The following is a 16,323-nucleotide window of genomic DNA, read 5'->3' on the forward strand; positions in this document are numbered from 1 at the left end:
CGCTCCCGGGGGCCGCGGCTACTCGTCGTCGGCCTTCCGCTCGCCCTCCGCCTGGGACGGCGTCGTGCGGGTGGTCTGAGGATGGAGCTGCGCCTTCTGCTGCGCGTCCAGGTCCTCTTCGAGACGCTCGCCCTCGGCCTGCGCCGGGGTCGTGTACTCGTCGTACTGGCTCATGGCCGCCTCCTTCAGGAAGCACGGATGAGTACAGAAGGAGCGTAACTCCTATCGCTCCGCGACGAGACTCCTCAGCGACCGGCCGAGACGGCGGGCGTAGCCGAGCTGGAGCGCCCGTACGGCGGGCCCGCCGAGCCGGGTGTACCAGGCGGCGGCGCGGCTGAACGCGGTCACCGTGAACCAGACCGAGCCGTCCTCGCGCAGCTCCACCACGAACGACTCCTCGCCGCACTCCGGATGCCCCGCCCCGGTCCCGTACGCGAAGCCGGTCTCGCGGTCCGTGTACGCGGTCCAGATCACCCGGCACGGGGCCGTGAAGCGGACGGGGCCGAGGCCCAGCGAGACCTCCAGGGTGACGCCGGGTTCGGCCCGGACGGCCGCGCTGGTCACCCGGGCGCCACTGGCCCGGTGCATCCGCCAGGTGGTCACGGCCGCGCCCGCGACCGCGAAGGCCTCCGGGCCGTGGCCGACGCGGACGGTGTGGCGCAGGTGGTGGTATCCGGCGGGCAGCGGCCGGGTGCGGGTGGCGCCGACCTCCGCGTAGGTGAGGCCGTCGGCGGCGGCGACGGCCGGGCGCACCGGCCGGTCGGAGAGGCTGCGGATGAGACGGGTCATGCCGGGGCTCCTTTGAACATGTTCAACCGTCAGGAGTGAGCGTAAGGCCTTGCTTGAACACGTTCAAGGGTGGGGTGGGTGACCGGCGACTCGCCGGATGGGCGTACCCGGATTGCGGGCCCCCCGGCCCTGCGGGAGACATGAGAGGGACGGCTCGGGGGCGACAGGCGGGAGACCAGGTGCGTACACCCAGACGATGGCCCACACGGCCCGGTGCCGTGGCGACCGCCACGCTGGCCTCCGCCGTGCTGATCGCGGGCTGTTCCTCCGGCGGCACGGGCGAGGCCGGGGCGGAACAGGCCGCCCCCGCACCCGCCCGCGAGGTGCTGCTCCAGCCGGCCGCCGCCCAGGGCCCCGACGCCTTCACCCCGTCCACCGCGCGGGAGGGCGCCCCCGTCGGCTCCGGCACGGCACCCGAGGGAGTCACCGGCAGCCCCGTGCCGGCCGCGCGCGAGATCGGCGGCGCCACCCCCGGCCTCTACTCGGGCACCCGCTCCGTCGCCAGCTGCGACGTCGCTCAGCAGGCCGCCCTGCTCACCGCCGATCCGGCCAGGGCCCGCTCCTTCGCCGAGGCCGCCGGCATCCCCGAGACCAACGTCGCGGGCTGGCTGCGCGGGCTCACCCCCGTCCTGCTGCGCGCCGACACCCGCGTCACCGACCACCGCTACCGCGACGGCCGGGCCGCCGCCGTCCAGACCGTCCTCCAGGCCGGTACGGCCGTCCTCGTCGACCAGTACGGCACCCCGCGCGTCCGCTGCGCCTGCGGCAACCCGCTGCGCTCCCCGGCCGCCGGGCCGGACGCCGTGCACACCGGGAAGCCCTGGCCCGGCTACGCGCCGGACCGCGTCGTCGCCATCACGCCCGCCACCACCCTCGTCTCCGGCCTGGTGATCGCTGACCTCGCCGGCAACACCTGGATCGAGCGGAAGCCCGCCGACGAGGGGGTCGAGGACAGCAGCCCCGACGTCCGTCCGCCCTGCGACCCCGCCTCCTGCGACCCGGTGACCGCACCGGCCGCACCGCTCCCGGACGGCCGGACGCCGCAGTCACCTCAGTCCCCGCAGTCACCTCAGTCGCCCCCGGAGCCGCAGGCGCCCGACCACGGAACGCACCCCGCCGACCCGCTCCCCGACGCGCCCACGCCCGACGCCCCCACGCATGACGCCCCGTCCCACGACACCCCCTCCCACGACACCCCCGTCCCCGACGTCCCCGCCCCGGACGTGCCGACCCCCGACACCCCGATGCCCGATGCCCCCCATGACCTGCCGCCCGACGCCCCCTCCGCCGAGCCGCCGCCCTCCTTCGAGGAGCTGTTCCCGAACGACCCGGCCGCCCGCCAGCCCGAGACCTTCGAAGGCTGACCACCCCCGGCGCCGGGGCCTGCCCCACCCCCTCCCCGCCCTCGATGATCTCGATCCGAACCCATTTCCGATCTTCGCCGTGCGCGCGGCCGGGGCTGCGCCTAGCGTGGCCCCATGAACGCGGGCAACGGGGGCGGGGAGGCGGCCGAGCAGTGCCGCTGCGAAGCGGGCTCGGCGGGGCCGACCTGCTGCTTTCTCCATGAGTTCGGCCAGGAATTCCGGATGGGCAGCTTCGACTGGGACCTGCTCACCGGCCGGCTGACGATGGACGAGGGCGCCCTGAACGTCTTCGACATGGACGCCGACTCCTACGACGGCGACCCCAGCAGCCTGGGCTCCCGCGTGCTGCCCGACGAGAGCCGCCGCCTCGACACCCTGGTGACCCAGGCCCTCAAGGACGGCAGCGACCGCTACGGCGCGTACTTCCGCATCCGCACCCGCTCCGGCGTCCAGCGCTGGACCCACACCCAGGGCCTCGTCCGGCGCGACGAGAGCGGCCGCCCGTTCCGTATCGTCGGCATCGTCCGGGACGCCTCCGAGGAGCTGACCGAGTCCGCCGCGCGGCTCGGCCTCGACGAGGGACGGCGGCAGCGCACCAGCATCGTCGAGGGCACCACGGCGGCCCTCGCCCACGCCCGCACCGTGCAGGACATCATCGACCTGCTCAACGACTCCCAGGGCCTCGAACACTTCGGCGCGGCCAGCCTCGTCATGGGCCTCCTGGAGGCCGGACGCATCCACCTGGTCGCCGAGGGGCCGGACGGCGCCTTCGTCCCGGGCACCCGGTTCACCCGGGTGGACGAGCCGTACCCGATGGGCGAGGTCATCCGCACCCTGCGCCCCCGCTTCATCGAGTCCCCGGAGGACTTCGCCGCCTCCTTCCCGGTCCTGTGGCCGCACATCAGCGGCCTCGGCATCACCTCCGCCGCCTATCTCCCGCTCATCGCGCAGGCCCGCCCCATCGGCGCCCTCGGCCTGCTCTACAGCGGCGACCGCACCGGCTTCAGCGCCGACGAGCGCAATCTGCTCGTCGCCCTCGGCAGCTCCATCGCCCAGAGCCTCCAGCGCGCCATGCTGTACGAGCAGGAGCACGACCTCGCTGAAGGCCTCCAGCAGGCGATGCTGCCCCGCCGCATCCTCGACGTCCCCGGCACCCAGATCGCGGTCCGCTACCGCTCCGCCCGGCTCGGCCAGGACATCGGCGGCGACTGGTACGACATCATCCCGCTGCCCGGCGGCCGGGTCGGCGCCGTCATCGGCGACGTCCAGGGCCACGACACCCACGCCGCCGCCGTCATGGGACAGCTGCGGATCGTGCTGCGCGCCTACGCCGCCGAGGGGCACACCCCCGCCACCGTGATGGCCCGCGCCTCCGTCTTCCTGCACGAGCTCGACACCGAGCGCTTCGCGACCTGCACCTACGCCGAGGCCGACCCGGCCACCGGGCTCGTCCAGATCGTGCGGGCCGGCCATGTCGACCCGCTCGTCCAGGACCCCGACGGCACGGCCCGCCGCCTCCCCGTGGACGGCGGCCTCCCGCTCGGCCTCTCCGCCGAGTTCGCCCGGCTCGACTACCCCGTGACCACCGTCGAACTCGACCCGGGCCAGACCCTGCTGCTCTACACCGACGGCCTGGTCGAGAAGCCGGGCGCCGACCTCGACGAGGGGCTCCAGTGGCTCTCCTCGCTGGTCAAACGCGGCCCTCGGGACCTCCAGGACCTCGCCGACCATCTGTGCGAGGTGGTCGACGAGCGGGGCGGCGAGGACGACGTGGCCATCCTGCTGCTGCGCCGCGAGGGCGCCCAGCCGTCGCAGTCCGGCGGGCGCCTCCAGCAGCACGTCGGCCAGAACGACCCGGAGGCCCTCAGCTCGGCCCGGCACATGATCCGGGCAGCGGTACGCGCCTGGGGCGCGGGCGAGCGCTCCGACGAGATCGAGCTGGTCGCCGACGAGCTCACCACCAACGCCCTGATGCACACCGACGGCGGCGCCATCGTGACCCTGCGGATGCTGCCCGGACCCGAACGGCGGCTCCGCGTCGAGGTCGAGGACCGCTCCAGCGCCCTGCCGCGCCGCCGGGAGGCGGGGGAGGCGGGCGTCTCCGGGCGCGGACTGCTGCTCGTGGACCGGCTCTCCGACCTGTGGGGCGTGGAGCCGCGCGGCGGCGGCAAGTGCGTGTGGTGCGAGTTCGTCACGGAGCAGCCGGAGGACTGAGCGGCGCGGAGGACTGAGCGGCCGGACGCCGCGGGCCGCGCCCCCTCCCGCCAGGCGGCCCCCGTCCCCGTACGGCAGGGTGGGAGCATGCCCGAACTGCCCGAGGTCGAAGCGCTCCGCGCCTTCCTGGACGAGCACCTGGTGGGCAAGGAGATCGCCCGGGTGCTGCCCGTCGCGATCAGCGTGCTCAAGACCTACGACCCGCCGCTCGGCGCCCTCGACGGGGCACGGGTCACCGGCGTCGCCCGGCACGGCAAGTTCCTCGACATCGCCACGGACGGCGCGGCCGGGCCGCTCCATCTGCTCGTCCATCTCGCCCGGGCCGGCTGGCTCCAGTGGAAGGACGTGCTGCCCGACGGGCCGCCCCGCCCGGGCAAGGGCCCGCTGGCGCTGCGTACCGCGCTCACCGGGGGCGACGGCTTCGACCTCACCGAGGCCGGCACCACCAAGCGCCTCGCCGTCCACCTCGTCCGCGACCCCGTCGAGGTGCCCGGCGTCGCCCGCCTGGGACCCGACCCGCTCGCCGAGGACTTCGACCTCGCCGCCTTCACCGCGCTGCTCGCCGGCGAACACCGCCAGATCAAGGGCGCGCTGCGCGACCAGCGCCTCATCGCGGGCATCGGCAACGCCTACAGCGACGAGATCCTCCACGCCGCGAAGATGTCCCCCTTCAAACCCACCCAGAACCTGACACCCGCAGATACCGCCGCTCTCTATGCGGCGATGCGCACCACCCTCACCGAGGCCGTCGAGCGCTCCCACGGACTTGCCGCGGGCAAGCTCAAGGCCGAGAAGAAGAGCGGCCTGCGCGTCCACGGCCGCACCGGCGAGGCCTGCCCCGTCTGCGGGGACACCATCCGTGAGGTCTCCTTCAGCGACAGCTCCCTCCAGTACTGCCCCACCTGCCAGACCGGCGGAAAGCCGCTCGCCGACCGCCGCATGTCGAAACTCCTCAAATAGCCTCCTCCTCGCATGGCCTCCTCCTCGAACAGCCTCCTAGACTCCCCGGCATGCTGCGCGTACTGGCCGTCGACGACGAGGCGCCGGCCCTCGGGGAACTCCTCTACCTGCTGCGGGCCGACCCGCGGGTGCGCAGTGCCGAGGGCGCGGGCGACGCCACCGAGGCGCTGCGCCGGATAGGGCGCGCCCTGGAGGCGGGTCCCGGCGGCGACGAGGGTGCCGGTGGCATCGACGTCGTCTTCCTCGACATCCACATGCCCGGACTCGGCGGCCTCGACCTCGCCCGGGTGCTCGGAGGGTTCGCCCGGCCGCCGCTCATCGTGTTCGTCACCGCCCACGAGGGCTTCGCCGTCCAGGCCTTCGACCTGGAGGCCGTCGACTACGTCCTCAAACCCGTGCGCCGCGAACGCCTCGCCGAGGCCGTCCGCCGCGTCCACGACCTGGTGCACGCCACCGCCCAGGCGCCCGCCCCCGAGCAGGTCCCCGTCGAACTCGGCGGCGTCACCCGCTTCGTGCCCGTCGACGCCATCGCGTACGTGGAGGCGCACGGCGACTACGCCCGCCTCCACACCGACCAGGGCAGCCACCTCGTGCGCATCCCGCTGTCCACGCTCGAAGAGCGGTGGGCCGCCCGCGGCTTCGTGCGCATCCACCGCAGCCATCTCGTCGCCCTCGCCCGCATCGACGAACTCCGCCTCGACGGCGGCGCGACCTCCGTGCGCGTCGGCGACGCCGACCTCGCCGTCTCCCGCCGCCACGCCCGCCACCTGCGCGACCTCCTCATGCGCCGCACCCCGTGAGGAGGCCTACCGGGCGCGGACCCCTTCCACGTACACTCCACGGGCCCACCCGACCGTGAGAGGGCGGACACCCATGTCCGAGCACCACCCCCCGCGACGGCCCCGGCGCGAGACCGTCACCTACGCCTCGGCGCTCGGCGGCGCCGTGCCCCGCCCGCGGCCCCAGCACGCGCCCGCCCACTCCGAGATCAGCGAGCAGACCACCCTCGGGCACACCTACGTACGCTCCCTGATGCGCAGCCAGCTGCGCACCGCGCTCACCGCACTCGGCGCGCTCGTCCTGCTCGTCGGCCCGCTGCCGCTGCTGCTCGCGCTGCCCGCCCCCGAGGCCGCCGTCTGGATCGCGCTCGGCGTCGGCGTGCACCCCGTCATCTGGGCCGTCGCCCACTGGTACGTGCGCCGCGCCGAACGCAACGAACGCGACTTCACCGGCCTCGTCGAGCGGTGAACCCCGTACCGTGAACCACACCTACGCGGTCGCCGCCGTCACCGCGGTCGTCCTCGCCACCGTCCTCATCGGCGCCCTCGGCCTGCGCATCTCCCGCACCACCTCCGACTTCTACGTCGCCTCCCGCACCGTCGGCCCCCGGCTCAACGCGGCCGCCATCAGCGGCGAGTACCTCTCCGCGGCCTCCTTCCTCGGCATCGCGGGGCTCGTCCTCGTCCAGGGCCCCGACATGCTCTGGTACCCGGTCGGCTACACCGCCGGCTACCTCGTCCTGCTGCTCCTCGTCGCCGCCCCGCTGCGCCGCTCCGGCGCGTACACCCTCTCCGACTTCGCCGAGGCCCGCCTCGAATCGCCGCAGGTCCGCAGGCTCGCCAGCCTCTTCGTCGTCGGCATCTGCTGGCTCTACCTGCTGCCCCAGCTCCAGGGCGCGGGCCTCACCCTGGAGATCCTCACCGGCGCGCCCGGCTGGGTGGGCGGGCTGCTCGTCGCCCTCGTCGTCACTGGCACGGTCGCCGCCGGCGGCATGCGGAGCATCACCTTCGTCCAGGCCTTCCAGTACTGGCTCAAGCTGACCGCCCTCCTCGTCCCGGTGCTCTTCCTCGCCGCCGCCTGGTACGGGGACGGCGCCCCGCGCGCCCGCTTCGACGCCCCCGCCCTGTTCCGCGAGCACACCGCCGTGCGGGTCGCCGAGACCGTACGCGTCGAGGTCGACGCCCCGCTCACCCTCACCGTCACCGGCCGGATCGATGCCCGGAGGTACGAGGGCGAGGGCGTCACCCTCGCCCCGGGCACCCACCGCGTCGAGGCGGGCACCGCGCTCGCCTTCCCCGAGGGCGCGCCGGTCCCGCGCAGGACCGGCACCGGCGCCGACCCCCTCGGCTGGTCCCAGCCGCTCGCCGGGGGCCGCGACGGGCACCAGCTGTACGCCACCTACGGGCTGATCCTGGCCACCTTCCTCGGCACCATGGGCCTGCCCCACGTCGCCGTCCGCTTCTACACCAGCCCGCACGGCCGCGCCGCCCGCCGCACCACCCTCGTCGTCCTCGGCCTGGTCGGCGTCTTCTACCTGCTGCCGCCGGTGTACGGGGCGCTCGGCCGGATCTACGCCCCCGAACTGGCCCTGACCGGCGCCGCCGACGCCGCCGTGCTCGTGCTGCCCGAGCGGATGCTCGGCGGGGTCCTCGGCGACCTGCTGGGCGCGCTGCTCGCGGGCGGCGCCTTCGCCGCCTTCCTGTCGACGGCCTCGGGGCTCACGATGTCCGTCGCCGGCGTCCTCACCCAGGACGTGCTGCCCTCCCGGGGCGTACGGCACTTCCGGCTGGCGACCCTGCTGGCCACGGCCGTGCCGCTGGGCGTGGGCGCGGTCGCCTCCAAGGTGCCGGTCGCGGACGCCGTCGGCCTCGCGTTCGCCGTGTCCGCCTCCTCGTTCTGCCCGCTGCTGGTCCTCGGCATCTGGTGGCGGCGGCTCACCCCGCCGGGCGCGGTCGCCGGGCTGCTGCTCGGCGGCGGCTCCGCGCTCGCCGCCGTGATGGCGACCCGGGCGGGACTGCCACCGGCCGGCTGGCCGCACACGCTCATGGCCTGGCCCGCGGTCTGGTCCGTGCCGCTCGGCTTCCTCAGCATGGTCCTGGTCTCGCTGGCGACCCCGCGCCGGATCCCGGCCGGAACCCCGGCGATCCTCGCCCGACTGCACCTGCCCGAGGAGTTCAGCGGCCGGCCGGAGCCACGGGAGCCGGGCCCGGCCGGTGCGGCGCTCCCGAAGGCGGCCGAGCGGTGAGCGGCATCGCGCTCGCGGCGGCGGTCGCCGTCGGGGCGGTGCTGCTCGCCGTCGGCTTCGTCCTCGGCCGGAGCACCGCCCGCCGCTCGGCGGCCCCCGGTCTCGGCACCCCCGTCGAACGGGCCACCTTCCACACCCTGCACACCGCCTCGCTCGCCGCGCCGCCGCTGCGCGCCGGGCTCACCGAGGAGACCGCCGCCCGGGCGGCCGGGCGGCTGCGCTCCCTGCTCGGCACCGAGGCGCTGTGCCTCACCGACCGTACGGCGGTGCTCGCCTGGGACGGGCCCGGCGACGGACACCACAGGGACCGGGTCGCGGAGCTCGTCGCCGAGACCCTCGCCTCGGGCCGCAGCCGCTCCGCGCACACCCTCTGCGCCGACGACACCTGTCCGCTGCGCTGGGCGGTGGTCGCCCCGCTCACCGGCGAGGACGGGGTGCTCGGCGCGCTCGTCGCCTACGGTTCGGGGGAGTCGGCGGTGCTGGTGCGGGCGGCCACAGAGGTGGCCCGCTGGGTCTCCGTCCAGCTCGAACTGGCCGAGCTCGACCGCTCGCGCACCCGGATCGTCGAGGCGGAGATCCGGGCCCTGCGCGCCCAGATCTCCCCGCACTTCATCTTCAACTCCCTCGCCGCCATCGCCTCGTTCGTCCGCACCGACCCCGAACGCGCCCGCGAACTGCTCCTGGAGTTCGCCGACTTCACCCGCTACTCCTTCCGCAGGCACGGCGAGTTCGCCCGGCTCGCCGACGAACTGCGGTCCATCGAGCAGTATCTGGCGCTCGCCGGGGCCCGCTTCGGCGACCGCCTGAAGGTGACCCTGCGGATCGCGCCCGAGGTGCTGACGGTGGCGCTGCCCTTCCTCTGCCTCCAGCCGCTGGTGGAGAACGCCGTCAAGCACGGCCTTGAGGACTCCGCCGAGGGCTGCCGGATCGTCATCGCGGCCCATGACGCGGGCGCCGAGGCCGTCGTCACCATCGAGGACGACGGGGTGGGCATGGACCCCGAGGAGCTCCGGGCGGTGCTGCGCGGCGAGCGGCCCTCGGCCTCGGGGATCGGCCTCCGCAACGTCGACGAGCGGCTGCGCCAGGTGTACGGACCGGAGCACGGACTCGTCATAGAGACGGGTGTCGGCGCCGGTATGAAGGTGACGGTACGGGTCCCCAAATACCGCCCCGGGGTGCATCCCGCGGCCTGACCGGTCAGTGCAGGTGCAGCGCGAGATGGGCGAGGGCGACGCCCAACTGCCAGGCGGGGAGCCACACCTGACGGTCCTCGTCGATCCCGGCCACCGGTGCCGGGGGGACCGGTCCCGCCACACCCGCGAGGTCCGCCAGATCGGCGGCGCGCAGCTCGGTCGCGCGCAGCCGGTGCCAGGTGGCCCGGGCAAGCGCCAGATCGGGCCCATCGGCGGCCGGTGCGGCGAGCCGTCCCTCGACCCAGCCGGACCAGGGATGGTCGTGGGAGGTGCGCCACAGCCACTCGTCGAGCCCGGGGCCCGACAGGTGCACGGTCAGGGCGAGTGCCTGGAGTCCGGCGCGGAACTCCAGCGATCCCGGCTCGACGAGGCCGCTGACGCGCAGCAGGTCGTCGGCGGCGTACTCGGCGCACAGCCAGTCCATGGGGACGGCGAGCCCGCCCCCGCCGGCGCCGTTCGTGCTCTCGGGCAGCAACGCTCCACCTTCTCCCGGACGGTCCTCACGAGGCCCCGACGACGAGCCTCCACCAGGAAGCACGGACGCGGGGCGCACTTTGCTCAACTCGCCCGCGCGGTTCCGGATACGGCTCCCGCCGCATCGGTGCAGGTGGGAGCCGTGTGACGCGGGTGAGGTGCGGGGCGGGAGCGCCGGTGGAGGCCGGCCGGGGAGCGCCGGTGGGGTCAGCCGAGGAGCGCGTACACCGCCGTCGCGTGGGCGGCCGTCTCCTCGCTGCCCTCGGCGGTCATGGTGATGTCCGCGAAGGCCATCCGCTTGCCGGCCTTGGTGAGCCGGGCCCGCACCAGGACGTCCGCGTCGACCACCGCGCGCTGGAAGCTGATCGACTGCTGGACCGTGGTCATGGGGACGAAGCCGCCGCGGGCGGCGGCCACCGCGAGCACCGTCGCGGTGTCGGCCGCGGCCATCAGCGCCTGGCCGGAGAGACCGCCGCCCTCCCGGGCGAGCCGGTCGGACCAGGGGAGCCGGAGGACGGCCTCGTGGCTGTCGACGGAGGCCACGGTGAGCCCCAGATCGAGCACCCAGGGGGCGAAGTTGTCGGCGAGGAGCTTTTCGGCGGCGGCGAGAGTCAGTGTCACGCGGGTCATTGTGGGGTGGTGGCGCGCGGCCGGGCAACGGGCGCGCACCGGGGCGGCCGGTAGCCGGGCAGCCGACGGCCCAGCAGGCGTAGCGCGTAGTGGGAGCGGGACTTGACGGTGCCGGCCGGGATGCCGAGCTCGGCGGCGGCCTCGTTGACGGTCAGGCCGTGGAAGTAGAGCCGGACGAGGACCGCGCGGTGCTCCGGGCTGAGGCCGCGCACGGCGGCCCGTACGTCCAGGGCCGCGTCGGCGGAGGCGGTGGCGTCGGCCGGGTCGGCGGTGACGGCCAGCACGTCGTCGCCGATCTCGACGGGGCGGGCGAGCCGGGAGCGGCGCGCGTCGATGGCGAGGCGCCGGGCGACCGTGAAGAGCCAGGGCCGCATCGACTCGTAGGGCGCGGCGAAGGCCTCGGGGTGGAGCCAGGCCCGTACCAGGGTCTCCTGTGCCAGGTCCTCGGCGCGCTGCCGGTCGCCGTGGGTCAGCCCGAGCAGGAAGCCGAGCAGCGCGGGACCGTGCTCGCACTGGAGATCCTTGAGGGTCCGCTCGTCGGTGGTTGCCGTGGTCATGGGCCGTATCCGAACGCATCCGGCCGGTGAGGGACAGGGAATGGACGGCGGTCTGCGACGAACGGTCGCACCGCGCGGTGAACGGTACGGCGAGCGGTCGACCGGAAGCCTTGCGTCCGATTCAGCGGGCTTTGGCGCGGTCTGCGGCAATGACCCTTGACTGGGCCCCTCGCTGACGATGAATTCGGATGAACAGATGTTCATCCGATGAATCGGTGGAGCCGGCAGATGACCTCACGCACCAGAACCGGCGCGGCGGCCCTCGCCGCCCTCCTGCTCGCCGCGGCCACCGGCTGCGCCGCCCAGGACCCCGCCCCCGGCGCCCCGAGCCGGGCGCCCAGCCGCCCCGCGGCCCCCGGGGGAGCGGCCGCGCCGGCCGGCTTCACCCTCGTCGCCTCCGGCGACGTCCTGCCGCACGACTCCATCATCCGCCAGGCCTCCCTCGACGCGGGCGGCACGGGCTACGACTTCCGCCCGATGCTCGCCGGGGTGAAGCCCGTCGTCTCCGGCGCCGACCTGGCCATCTGCCACATGGAGACCGTCTACGGGGAGGACGGCGGCCCCTACACCGGCTACCCGGCCTTCAAGTCGCCGCCGGAGGTCGCCGCCGCCCTCAAGGAGACCGGCTACGACTCCTGCTCGACCGCCTCCAACCACACCCTGGACGACGGCGCCGACGGACTGCGCCGCACCCTCGACGCCCTCGACCGGGCGGGCGTACGGCACGCCGGATCGGCCCGCACCGCCGAGGAGGCGGCCCGGCCCGCCCTGCTCAAGGCCGGCGGCGCCACCGTGGCCCAGCTGGCCTACACGTACGACACCAACGGCTACCCCCTGCCCGAGGGACAGCCCTGGGCCGTCAACCTGATGGACGAGCAGAGGATCGTCGCCGACGCCCGGGCCGCCCGCAGGGCCGGGGCCGACGTCGTGGTGGTCTCCGTCCACTGGGGCACCGAGTGGGAGACCGCGCCCGACGAGCGCCAGCTCACCCTCGGCCGCTCGCTCACCGCCTCGCGGACCGGCGGGCGCCCCGACATCGACCTCGTCCTCGGCACCCACGCCCATGTCCCGCAGGCGTACGAGAAGGTCAACGGCACCTGGATCGTCTACGGGATGGGCGACCAGATCGCCGGCGACATGATCAACTACGAGGGCTCGTACGACCGGCGCGGCAACCAGGGCACCCTGGCCCGCTTCACCTTCGCCCCGCCGGCCGCGCGCGGCGCACGCTGGGAGGTGACCAAGGCCGAGTTCGTCCCGCAGTTCTTCGACACCGCCCGCGGCCGCGTCGTGAACCTGAACGCGGCGATCCGCGACGGCGAGGAGCAGTACGCCGAGCCCCGCGACGCCATCCGCGAGGTCGTCCTCGGCCGCGGCGCCGCCCGCGACGGCCTGGTCATGGGGGAGTAGGCCCCCCGGGCTCCGAACAGCCCGGCTACGGCACCACGGTGACCGGCCAGCGGCCCGCCTTGACCAGGCGCACCGCGACCGAGCCGATGAAACGGTGCCCGGCCGACTCCGAGACGCCCACCACGACCGCGTCCGCCCTGAGCTTGTCGGCGGCGGCGACCAGGCCCGCGTACGCGTCACCCCGGAAGGTGTGGAACTCCCAGCGCACCTGCCAGATCTCCTTCATCCGCTCCGTGGACTCGCGGATCTCGGCGACCAGGCCCTCGGCGATCTCGTCCGTGGTCTCGGTCACCGGCGCGCCGAGGGCCGCGCCCACCGGGATCAGCGGCTGCACGTAGACCAGGGCCAGCAGGGCGTTCTGCCGCCGGGCGAGACCGGCCGCGTAGGCGGCGGCGCGCAGGGAGGAGTCGGAGCCGTCGACCCCGGCCAGGATCACCTTCGGGCCGTCGGTACCTCGTTCGAAACCACTCACCCTCCGAGGTTATCGGCTCATCGGGTGCTTTCGCGCGACCGCCCGGTGTCGCTGAGAACCGTGTGCGGCCCCGCGTACGAACCATTGGTCATGAAAAACGATGAGATGCCCATGGGGCGGCGGTCGCTGCTGCGGCTCGCCGCCGCACTCGGGGCCACCGCCACCGTGGGAGCCCTGGCGGCGGACCGCCTGAGCGGCTCCGACACCGGGCCCGCGACCGGGGCCGCGCCCCCCGCGCCCCCCGCGCGTCCGGCCGGTGCGCCGGGCGCGCAGGCGCCGGCGAGGCCGCGGCCCGCCGCGTACCGCCTCCAGCCGATGACCGGCTACGCGCCCCCCGCGTTCCGCCGGGCGATCCCGCCGGTGCGCACCCGGCCCTTCCTCCATCTGACCGGCGTGGGCCGCTCGATGGTGCTCACCTTCGACGACGGTCCCGATCCGCTCTACACCCCGGAGATCCTCGCGACCCTGCGCCGGTACGGCTGCCGGGCGATGTTCTTCGTCTGCGGCGAGATGGCGGTCGACAACCAGGACCTGCTCAAGGAGATGGCCGACGACGGGCACGTGATCGGCAACCACTCCTGGTCGCACCCGCTGATCCCGAAGCTGCGGCCCTCCCGCATCCGTCAGGAGCTCGGCTCCACCAGCGAGGTCATCGAGCAGGCCCTCGGCACCCCGCCGCTCTGGTACCGGGCGCCGTACGGGGCGTGGAACCGGCTCTCGTTCGAGATCGGCGCCGAGCTGGGCATGGAGCCGATGGCCTGGACCGTCGACACCCTGGACTGGCAGGAGCCGCCCACCGACTCCATCGTGCGCCGGGTCCTGGACGGCGCCGGACCCGGGGTCGTCGTGCTCAACCACGACGCGGGCGGCAACCGCGCGCACAGCGTGGCCGCGCTCAAGCGCTACCTGCCCGAACTCCTCGACGCCGGATACGGCATCACCGTCCCGCGCCGCTGAGTGCGCCCCGGCGCGGGACGAGGGCCCCGGCGCGGTCTCCCGCGCCGGGGCCCTCGTCGTGCTCCGGCCGCTACCGCGAGCCGACCATCCGGGCGTAGACGACGACGTTGCCGTCGTAGCCGTGCGCCCGCGAGTAGCCGCCGCCGCAGGTGATCACGCGGAGCTCGGGCTCGCCGGTGTCGGCGTAGACCTGCACGGGGAAGTCGTTCTTGGCGTACACCTCGACCCCGTAGATCTCGAAGACGACGACCCGGCCGTCGTACCGCTCGACCTCGACGTGCTGACCCTTCTGGAGCGAGCCGAGGCCGTAGAAGACGGCGGGGCCCGCCAGGTTGTCGACATGGCCCACGACCACCGAAGTGCCGCGCATGCCCGGCGCGATGCCGTTCTGGTACCAGCCGGCGAGGTTGGCGTCCTGCGGCGGGGGAGCGCTGATCCAGCCGTTGTCGTCCAGGCCCACGTCGATGAGCGGGGCGGCCACCTGGAGCGCCGGGATCCTGATCCGGGAGGCCGGGGCGAAGGGCAGCGCCTGGAGTCCGGCGGCCGCGGTCGGAGCGGGGCCGACGGGACGGGCGACCGGGCGGGCGGCCGCGGCGGGCTGCGGGGGACCCGCTTCGAAGCCGACGCCGTTGCGCATTATCGCCAGCCCGGACAGCATGACCAGAGCCAGGGCTCCCCAGGGTTGGCGTCTCCTGGCCGCGTCGAGGACGCTGAAGTCCTTGGTCCTCATGGTTCTCCCTTCGTCGGCGTCACCGGAACGGTAAGGGGGCCCGCGGGGGCCTGCGATCGGGGCGGCGCGAACGGGTGTCGGCCGTCGGTGCGGGTGCGTCCGGGTGATGACCCATCCGAGTAATCGTCAGATCATCGGCCCGACGGCGCGTGACCTGCGGAACCGTCAGACACCCACCCCCGTTCGGCCGGTGCCCCGTCTCACCGGGGTGGCCCAAAGCCGACATGCGGGGCTTCTTCCCTCTTGTGATGGTTCGTCATGGAAGGCGTACTCGTCGAATCTCCCGGAGCGCCGCTTCGGGGCGTCTTCCACTGGAGGTTCACCATGCGTGCTGCACGCACTCTGGCGGTGACGGCGACCGCGTTCGCGGCGCTCGGGCTCGCGGCCCCCCTCGCCACCGCCACCAACGGGCCCAGCGGTGTGACGCTCAGCCCTTTCCAGACCGAGCGGGGCGGCGACGGTTCCAACGGCGTCACGGTGTCGCCCTTCGCGGTCCACCAGGGGGCGATCCTCACGATCACCGTCCGGGGCTGCGCCGGTGGCACGGTCACATCCACCGCCTTCACGGCGACCAACCTCTCCGCCACCAACAACGGGGTGTCCACCGCCACCGCCCGCATCTTCAACAACGCGACGCCCGGCCAGTACAACCTGGCCGTGCAGTGCGGCGGCCGTACGCTCACCCAGTCGTTCCGCGTCCTGGCCGGACAGGGCGCGCAGGGCGGCCTGGGCGGTTCGCTCGCCCCGAGCTCCACCGAGATGGCCGTCGGCGGCAGCCTGGTCGCGGCCGCCGCGCTCGGCGGCGGACTGTTCATCGCCCGCCGGCGCCGCACGTCCGGCGCGGGGGTCTGACCGGCCGAACCTCCCCGTCGGCCCCGCAACGCCCGTCGCCCCCGAGTCCTCTTCAGGACCCGGGGGCGAGGGGCTTGCGGGGCACCGTCCGCGCCGTCAGTGGCGCCGGCCGTCGGCGGACCTGCGCCGTACGGCGAGCACCACACCGGTGGCGGCGGTGAGCACCAGGGCCCCGCCCGCTGCCAGGGTCCAGGCGTCCGCCGGACCGATCGAGCCGCCGAGGCCGCCCTGGACCCCGCGCGGCGGGGTCAGCAGCGTCGAACTGGCCGTGGGCGTCGAGGTGGAGCCGCCGCTGATCGTCAGGTCGACGGTGCCGGCGATCCCGCCGGTGCAGTTGAACGACACCGTGTAGACGGCCCCGCGCTTGGCGTCGGCGTCCACCAGCGCCGTCGCCGCCGAGCCCGGGGCGATCGTCACGGTGTCGAAGATGCCGGCCGAGGCCGTCGCCGTACTCGCGCAGCCCGGGGCGCTCAGGGTGATCCGGCCGCCCGGTGCGACGACCCCGGGGGAGATGACGAAGTCGCCCGCCTGCCTGGCCCCCGGCCCCTTCGGCCCCTGCGGCCCCTTCGGCCCGCCGTCGGCGGCGACGGCGAGCGGGGCGGCCAGGGCGAGGGCGGCCGCCACCGGCAGAGCGGCGGACACGGCACGTATCGCGCGCATGGTGAATCCTCCGGGTCCCCGAGGAGCAGGTGCGGA

At 74.6% G+C, this 16,323-nt stretch carries 18 protein-coding genes; 10 read left to right on the forward strand and 8 right to left on the reverse strand.

Features of this window, described 5'->3' with window-relative positions; genetic code table 11:
• Positions 1–18: 18 nt before the first annotated feature.
• Both ABTZ54_RS00350 and ABTZ54_RS00355 read right to left on the reverse strand, forming a co-directional pair.
• Positions 19–174: a hypothetical protein gene (locus ABTZ54_RS00350; RefSeq protein WP_351654789.1), complete on the reverse strand. Its 156-nt coding sequence runs from the start codon at positions 172–174 to the stop codon at positions 19–21.
• Positions 175–222: 48 nt separating this feature from the next.
• Positions 223–789, reverse strand: coding sequence for a DUF1990 domain-containing protein (locus ABTZ54_RS00355; protein WP_351654792.1), 567 nt, complete (start codon positions 787–789; stop codon positions 223–225).
• A gap of 218 nt (positions 790–1,007) precedes the next feature.
• Between ABTZ54_RS00355 and ABTZ54_RS00360 the strand changes: the two genes are divergently transcribed.
• The 7 genes from ABTZ54_RS00360 (at position 1,008) to ABTZ54_RS00390 (ending at position 9,545) form a co-directional block, all read left to right on the forward strand.
• Positions 1,008–2,153: a DUF6777 domain-containing protein gene (locus ABTZ54_RS00360; protein ID WP_351654795.1), complete on the forward strand. Its 1,146-nt coding sequence runs from the start codon at positions 1,008–1,010 to the stop codon at positions 2,151–2,153.
• 222 nt (positions 2,154–2,375) lie between these two features.
• Positions 2,376–4,367 carry a SpoIIE family protein phosphatase gene (locus ABTZ54_RS00365; protein WP_351656366.1) on the forward strand — a complete coding sequence of 664 codons (1,992 nt, stop codon included), beginning with the start codon at positions 2,376–2,378 and terminating at the stop codon, positions 4,365–4,367.
• An 87-nt stretch (positions 4,368–4,454) separates the two neighbouring features.
• A complete protein-coding gene (locus ABTZ54_RS00370) occupies positions 4,455–5,327 on the forward strand; it encodes an Fpg/Nei family DNA glycosylase (protein WP_351654798.1) in 873 nt (290 codons plus the stop codon).
• A gap of 50 nt (positions 5,328–5,377) precedes the next feature.
• Positions 5,378–6,127, forward strand: coding sequence for a LytR/AlgR family response regulator transcription factor (locus tag ABTZ54_RS00375; protein WP_351654801.1), 750 nt, complete (start codon positions 5,378–5,380; stop codon positions 6,125–6,127).
• 73 nt (positions 6,128–6,200) lie between these two features.
• Positions 6,201–6,575 (forward strand): DUF485 domain-containing protein, encoded by a 375-nt coding sequence (locus ABTZ54_RS00380; RefSeq protein ID WP_351654803.1) that lies wholly within the window; start codon positions 6,201–6,203, stop codon positions 6,573–6,575.
• Positions 6,576–6,585: 10 nt separating this feature from the next.
• The gene (locus ABTZ54_RS00385; RefSeq protein WP_351654806.1) at positions 6,586–8,352 is read left to right on the forward strand and encodes a sodium/solute symporter; all 1,767 of its coding nucleotides are present in this window, start codon (positions 6,586–6,588) and stop codon (positions 8,350–8,352) included.
• Positions 8,349–9,545 (forward strand): histidine kinase, encoded by a 1,197-nt coding sequence (locus ABTZ54_RS00390; protein ID WP_351654809.1) that lies wholly within the window; start codon positions 8,349–8,351, stop codon positions 9,543–9,545. The genes ABTZ54_RS00385 and ABTZ54_RS00390 overlap by 4 nt, the downstream gene beginning before the upstream one ends.
• Before the next feature lie 4 nt (positions 9,546–9,549).
• On the opposite strand, the gene ABTZ54_RS00395 is transcribed toward ABTZ54_RS00390, so the two are convergent.
• The 3 genes from ABTZ54_RS00395 to ABTZ54_RS00405 form a co-directional block, all read right to left on the reverse strand.
• Positions 9,550–10,020, reverse strand: coding sequence for a hypothetical protein (locus ABTZ54_RS00395; RefSeq protein WP_351654812.1), 471 nt, complete (start codon positions 10,018–10,020; stop codon positions 9,550–9,552).
• A gap of 206 nt (positions 10,021–10,226) precedes the next feature.
• On the reverse strand, positions 10,227–10,640 hold the full coding sequence (locus ABTZ54_RS00400) for a PaaI family thioesterase (RefSeq protein ID WP_351654815.1): 414 nt from the start codon (positions 10,638–10,640) through the stop codon (positions 10,227–10,229).
• Between the two features lie 5 nt (positions 10,641–10,645).
• Positions 10,646–11,206 carry a sigma-70 family RNA polymerase sigma factor gene (locus ABTZ54_RS00405; protein WP_351654818.1) on the reverse strand — a complete coding sequence of 187 codons (561 nt, stop codon included), beginning with the start codon at positions 11,204–11,206 and terminating at the stop codon, positions 10,646–10,648.
• 228 nt (positions 11,207–11,434) lie between these two features.
• Here ABTZ54_RS00405 and ABTZ54_RS00410 point away from each other — a divergent pair, with 228 nt between their 5' ends.
• Positions 11,435–12,616, forward strand: coding sequence for a CapA family protein (locus ABTZ54_RS00410; RefSeq protein WP_351654821.1), 1,182 nt, complete (start codon positions 11,435–11,437; stop codon positions 12,614–12,616).
• Positions 12,617–12,641: 25 nt separating this feature from the next.
• Here the strand turns inward: ABTZ54_RS00410 and ABTZ54_RS00415 are convergent, their stop codons facing one another.
• Positions 12,642–13,088 (reverse strand): universal stress protein, encoded by a 447-nt coding sequence (locus ABTZ54_RS00415; protein WP_351654825.1) that lies wholly within the window; start codon positions 13,086–13,088, stop codon positions 12,642–12,644.
• A 90-nt stretch (positions 13,089–13,178) separates the two neighbouring features.
• Between ABTZ54_RS00415 and ABTZ54_RS00420 the strand changes: the two genes are divergently transcribed.
• Positions 13,179–14,045 (forward strand): polysaccharide deacetylase family protein, encoded by an 867-nt coding sequence (locus ABTZ54_RS00420; RefSeq protein WP_351654828.1) that lies wholly within the window; start codon positions 13,179–13,181, stop codon positions 14,043–14,045.
• Between the two features lie 70 nt (positions 14,046–14,115).
• Here ABTZ54_RS00420 and ABTZ54_RS00425 read toward each other — a convergent pair whose 3' ends face one another.
• Entirely contained in the window at positions 14,116–14,775 is a 660-nt protein-coding gene (locus ABTZ54_RS00425) for a class F sortase (protein WP_351654831.1), read from the reverse strand.
• Between the two features lie 324 nt (positions 14,776–15,099).
• Between ABTZ54_RS00425 and ABTZ54_RS00430 the strand changes: the two genes are divergently transcribed.
• On the forward strand, positions 15,100–15,627 hold the full coding sequence (locus tag ABTZ54_RS00430; RefSeq protein WP_351654834.1) for a hypothetical protein: 528 nt from the start codon (positions 15,100–15,102) through the stop codon (positions 15,625–15,627).
• 96 nt (positions 15,628–15,723) lie between these two features.
• Here the strand turns inward: ABTZ54_RS00430 and ABTZ54_RS00435 are convergent, their stop codons facing one another.
• Positions 15,724–16,287: a hypothetical protein gene (locus tag ABTZ54_RS00435; RefSeq protein ID WP_351654837.1), complete on the reverse strand. Its 564-nt coding sequence runs from the start codon at positions 16,285–16,287 to the stop codon at positions 15,724–15,726.
• Positions 16,288–16,323 lie beyond the last annotated feature (36 nt).

Origin of the sequence: Streptomyces sp. NPDC094032 (genome assembly GCF_040303965.1) — a bacterium.
In the GTDB taxonomy this organism is placed as follows: domain Bacteria; phylum Actinomycetota; class Actinomycetes; order Streptomycetales; family Streptomycetaceae; genus Streptomyces.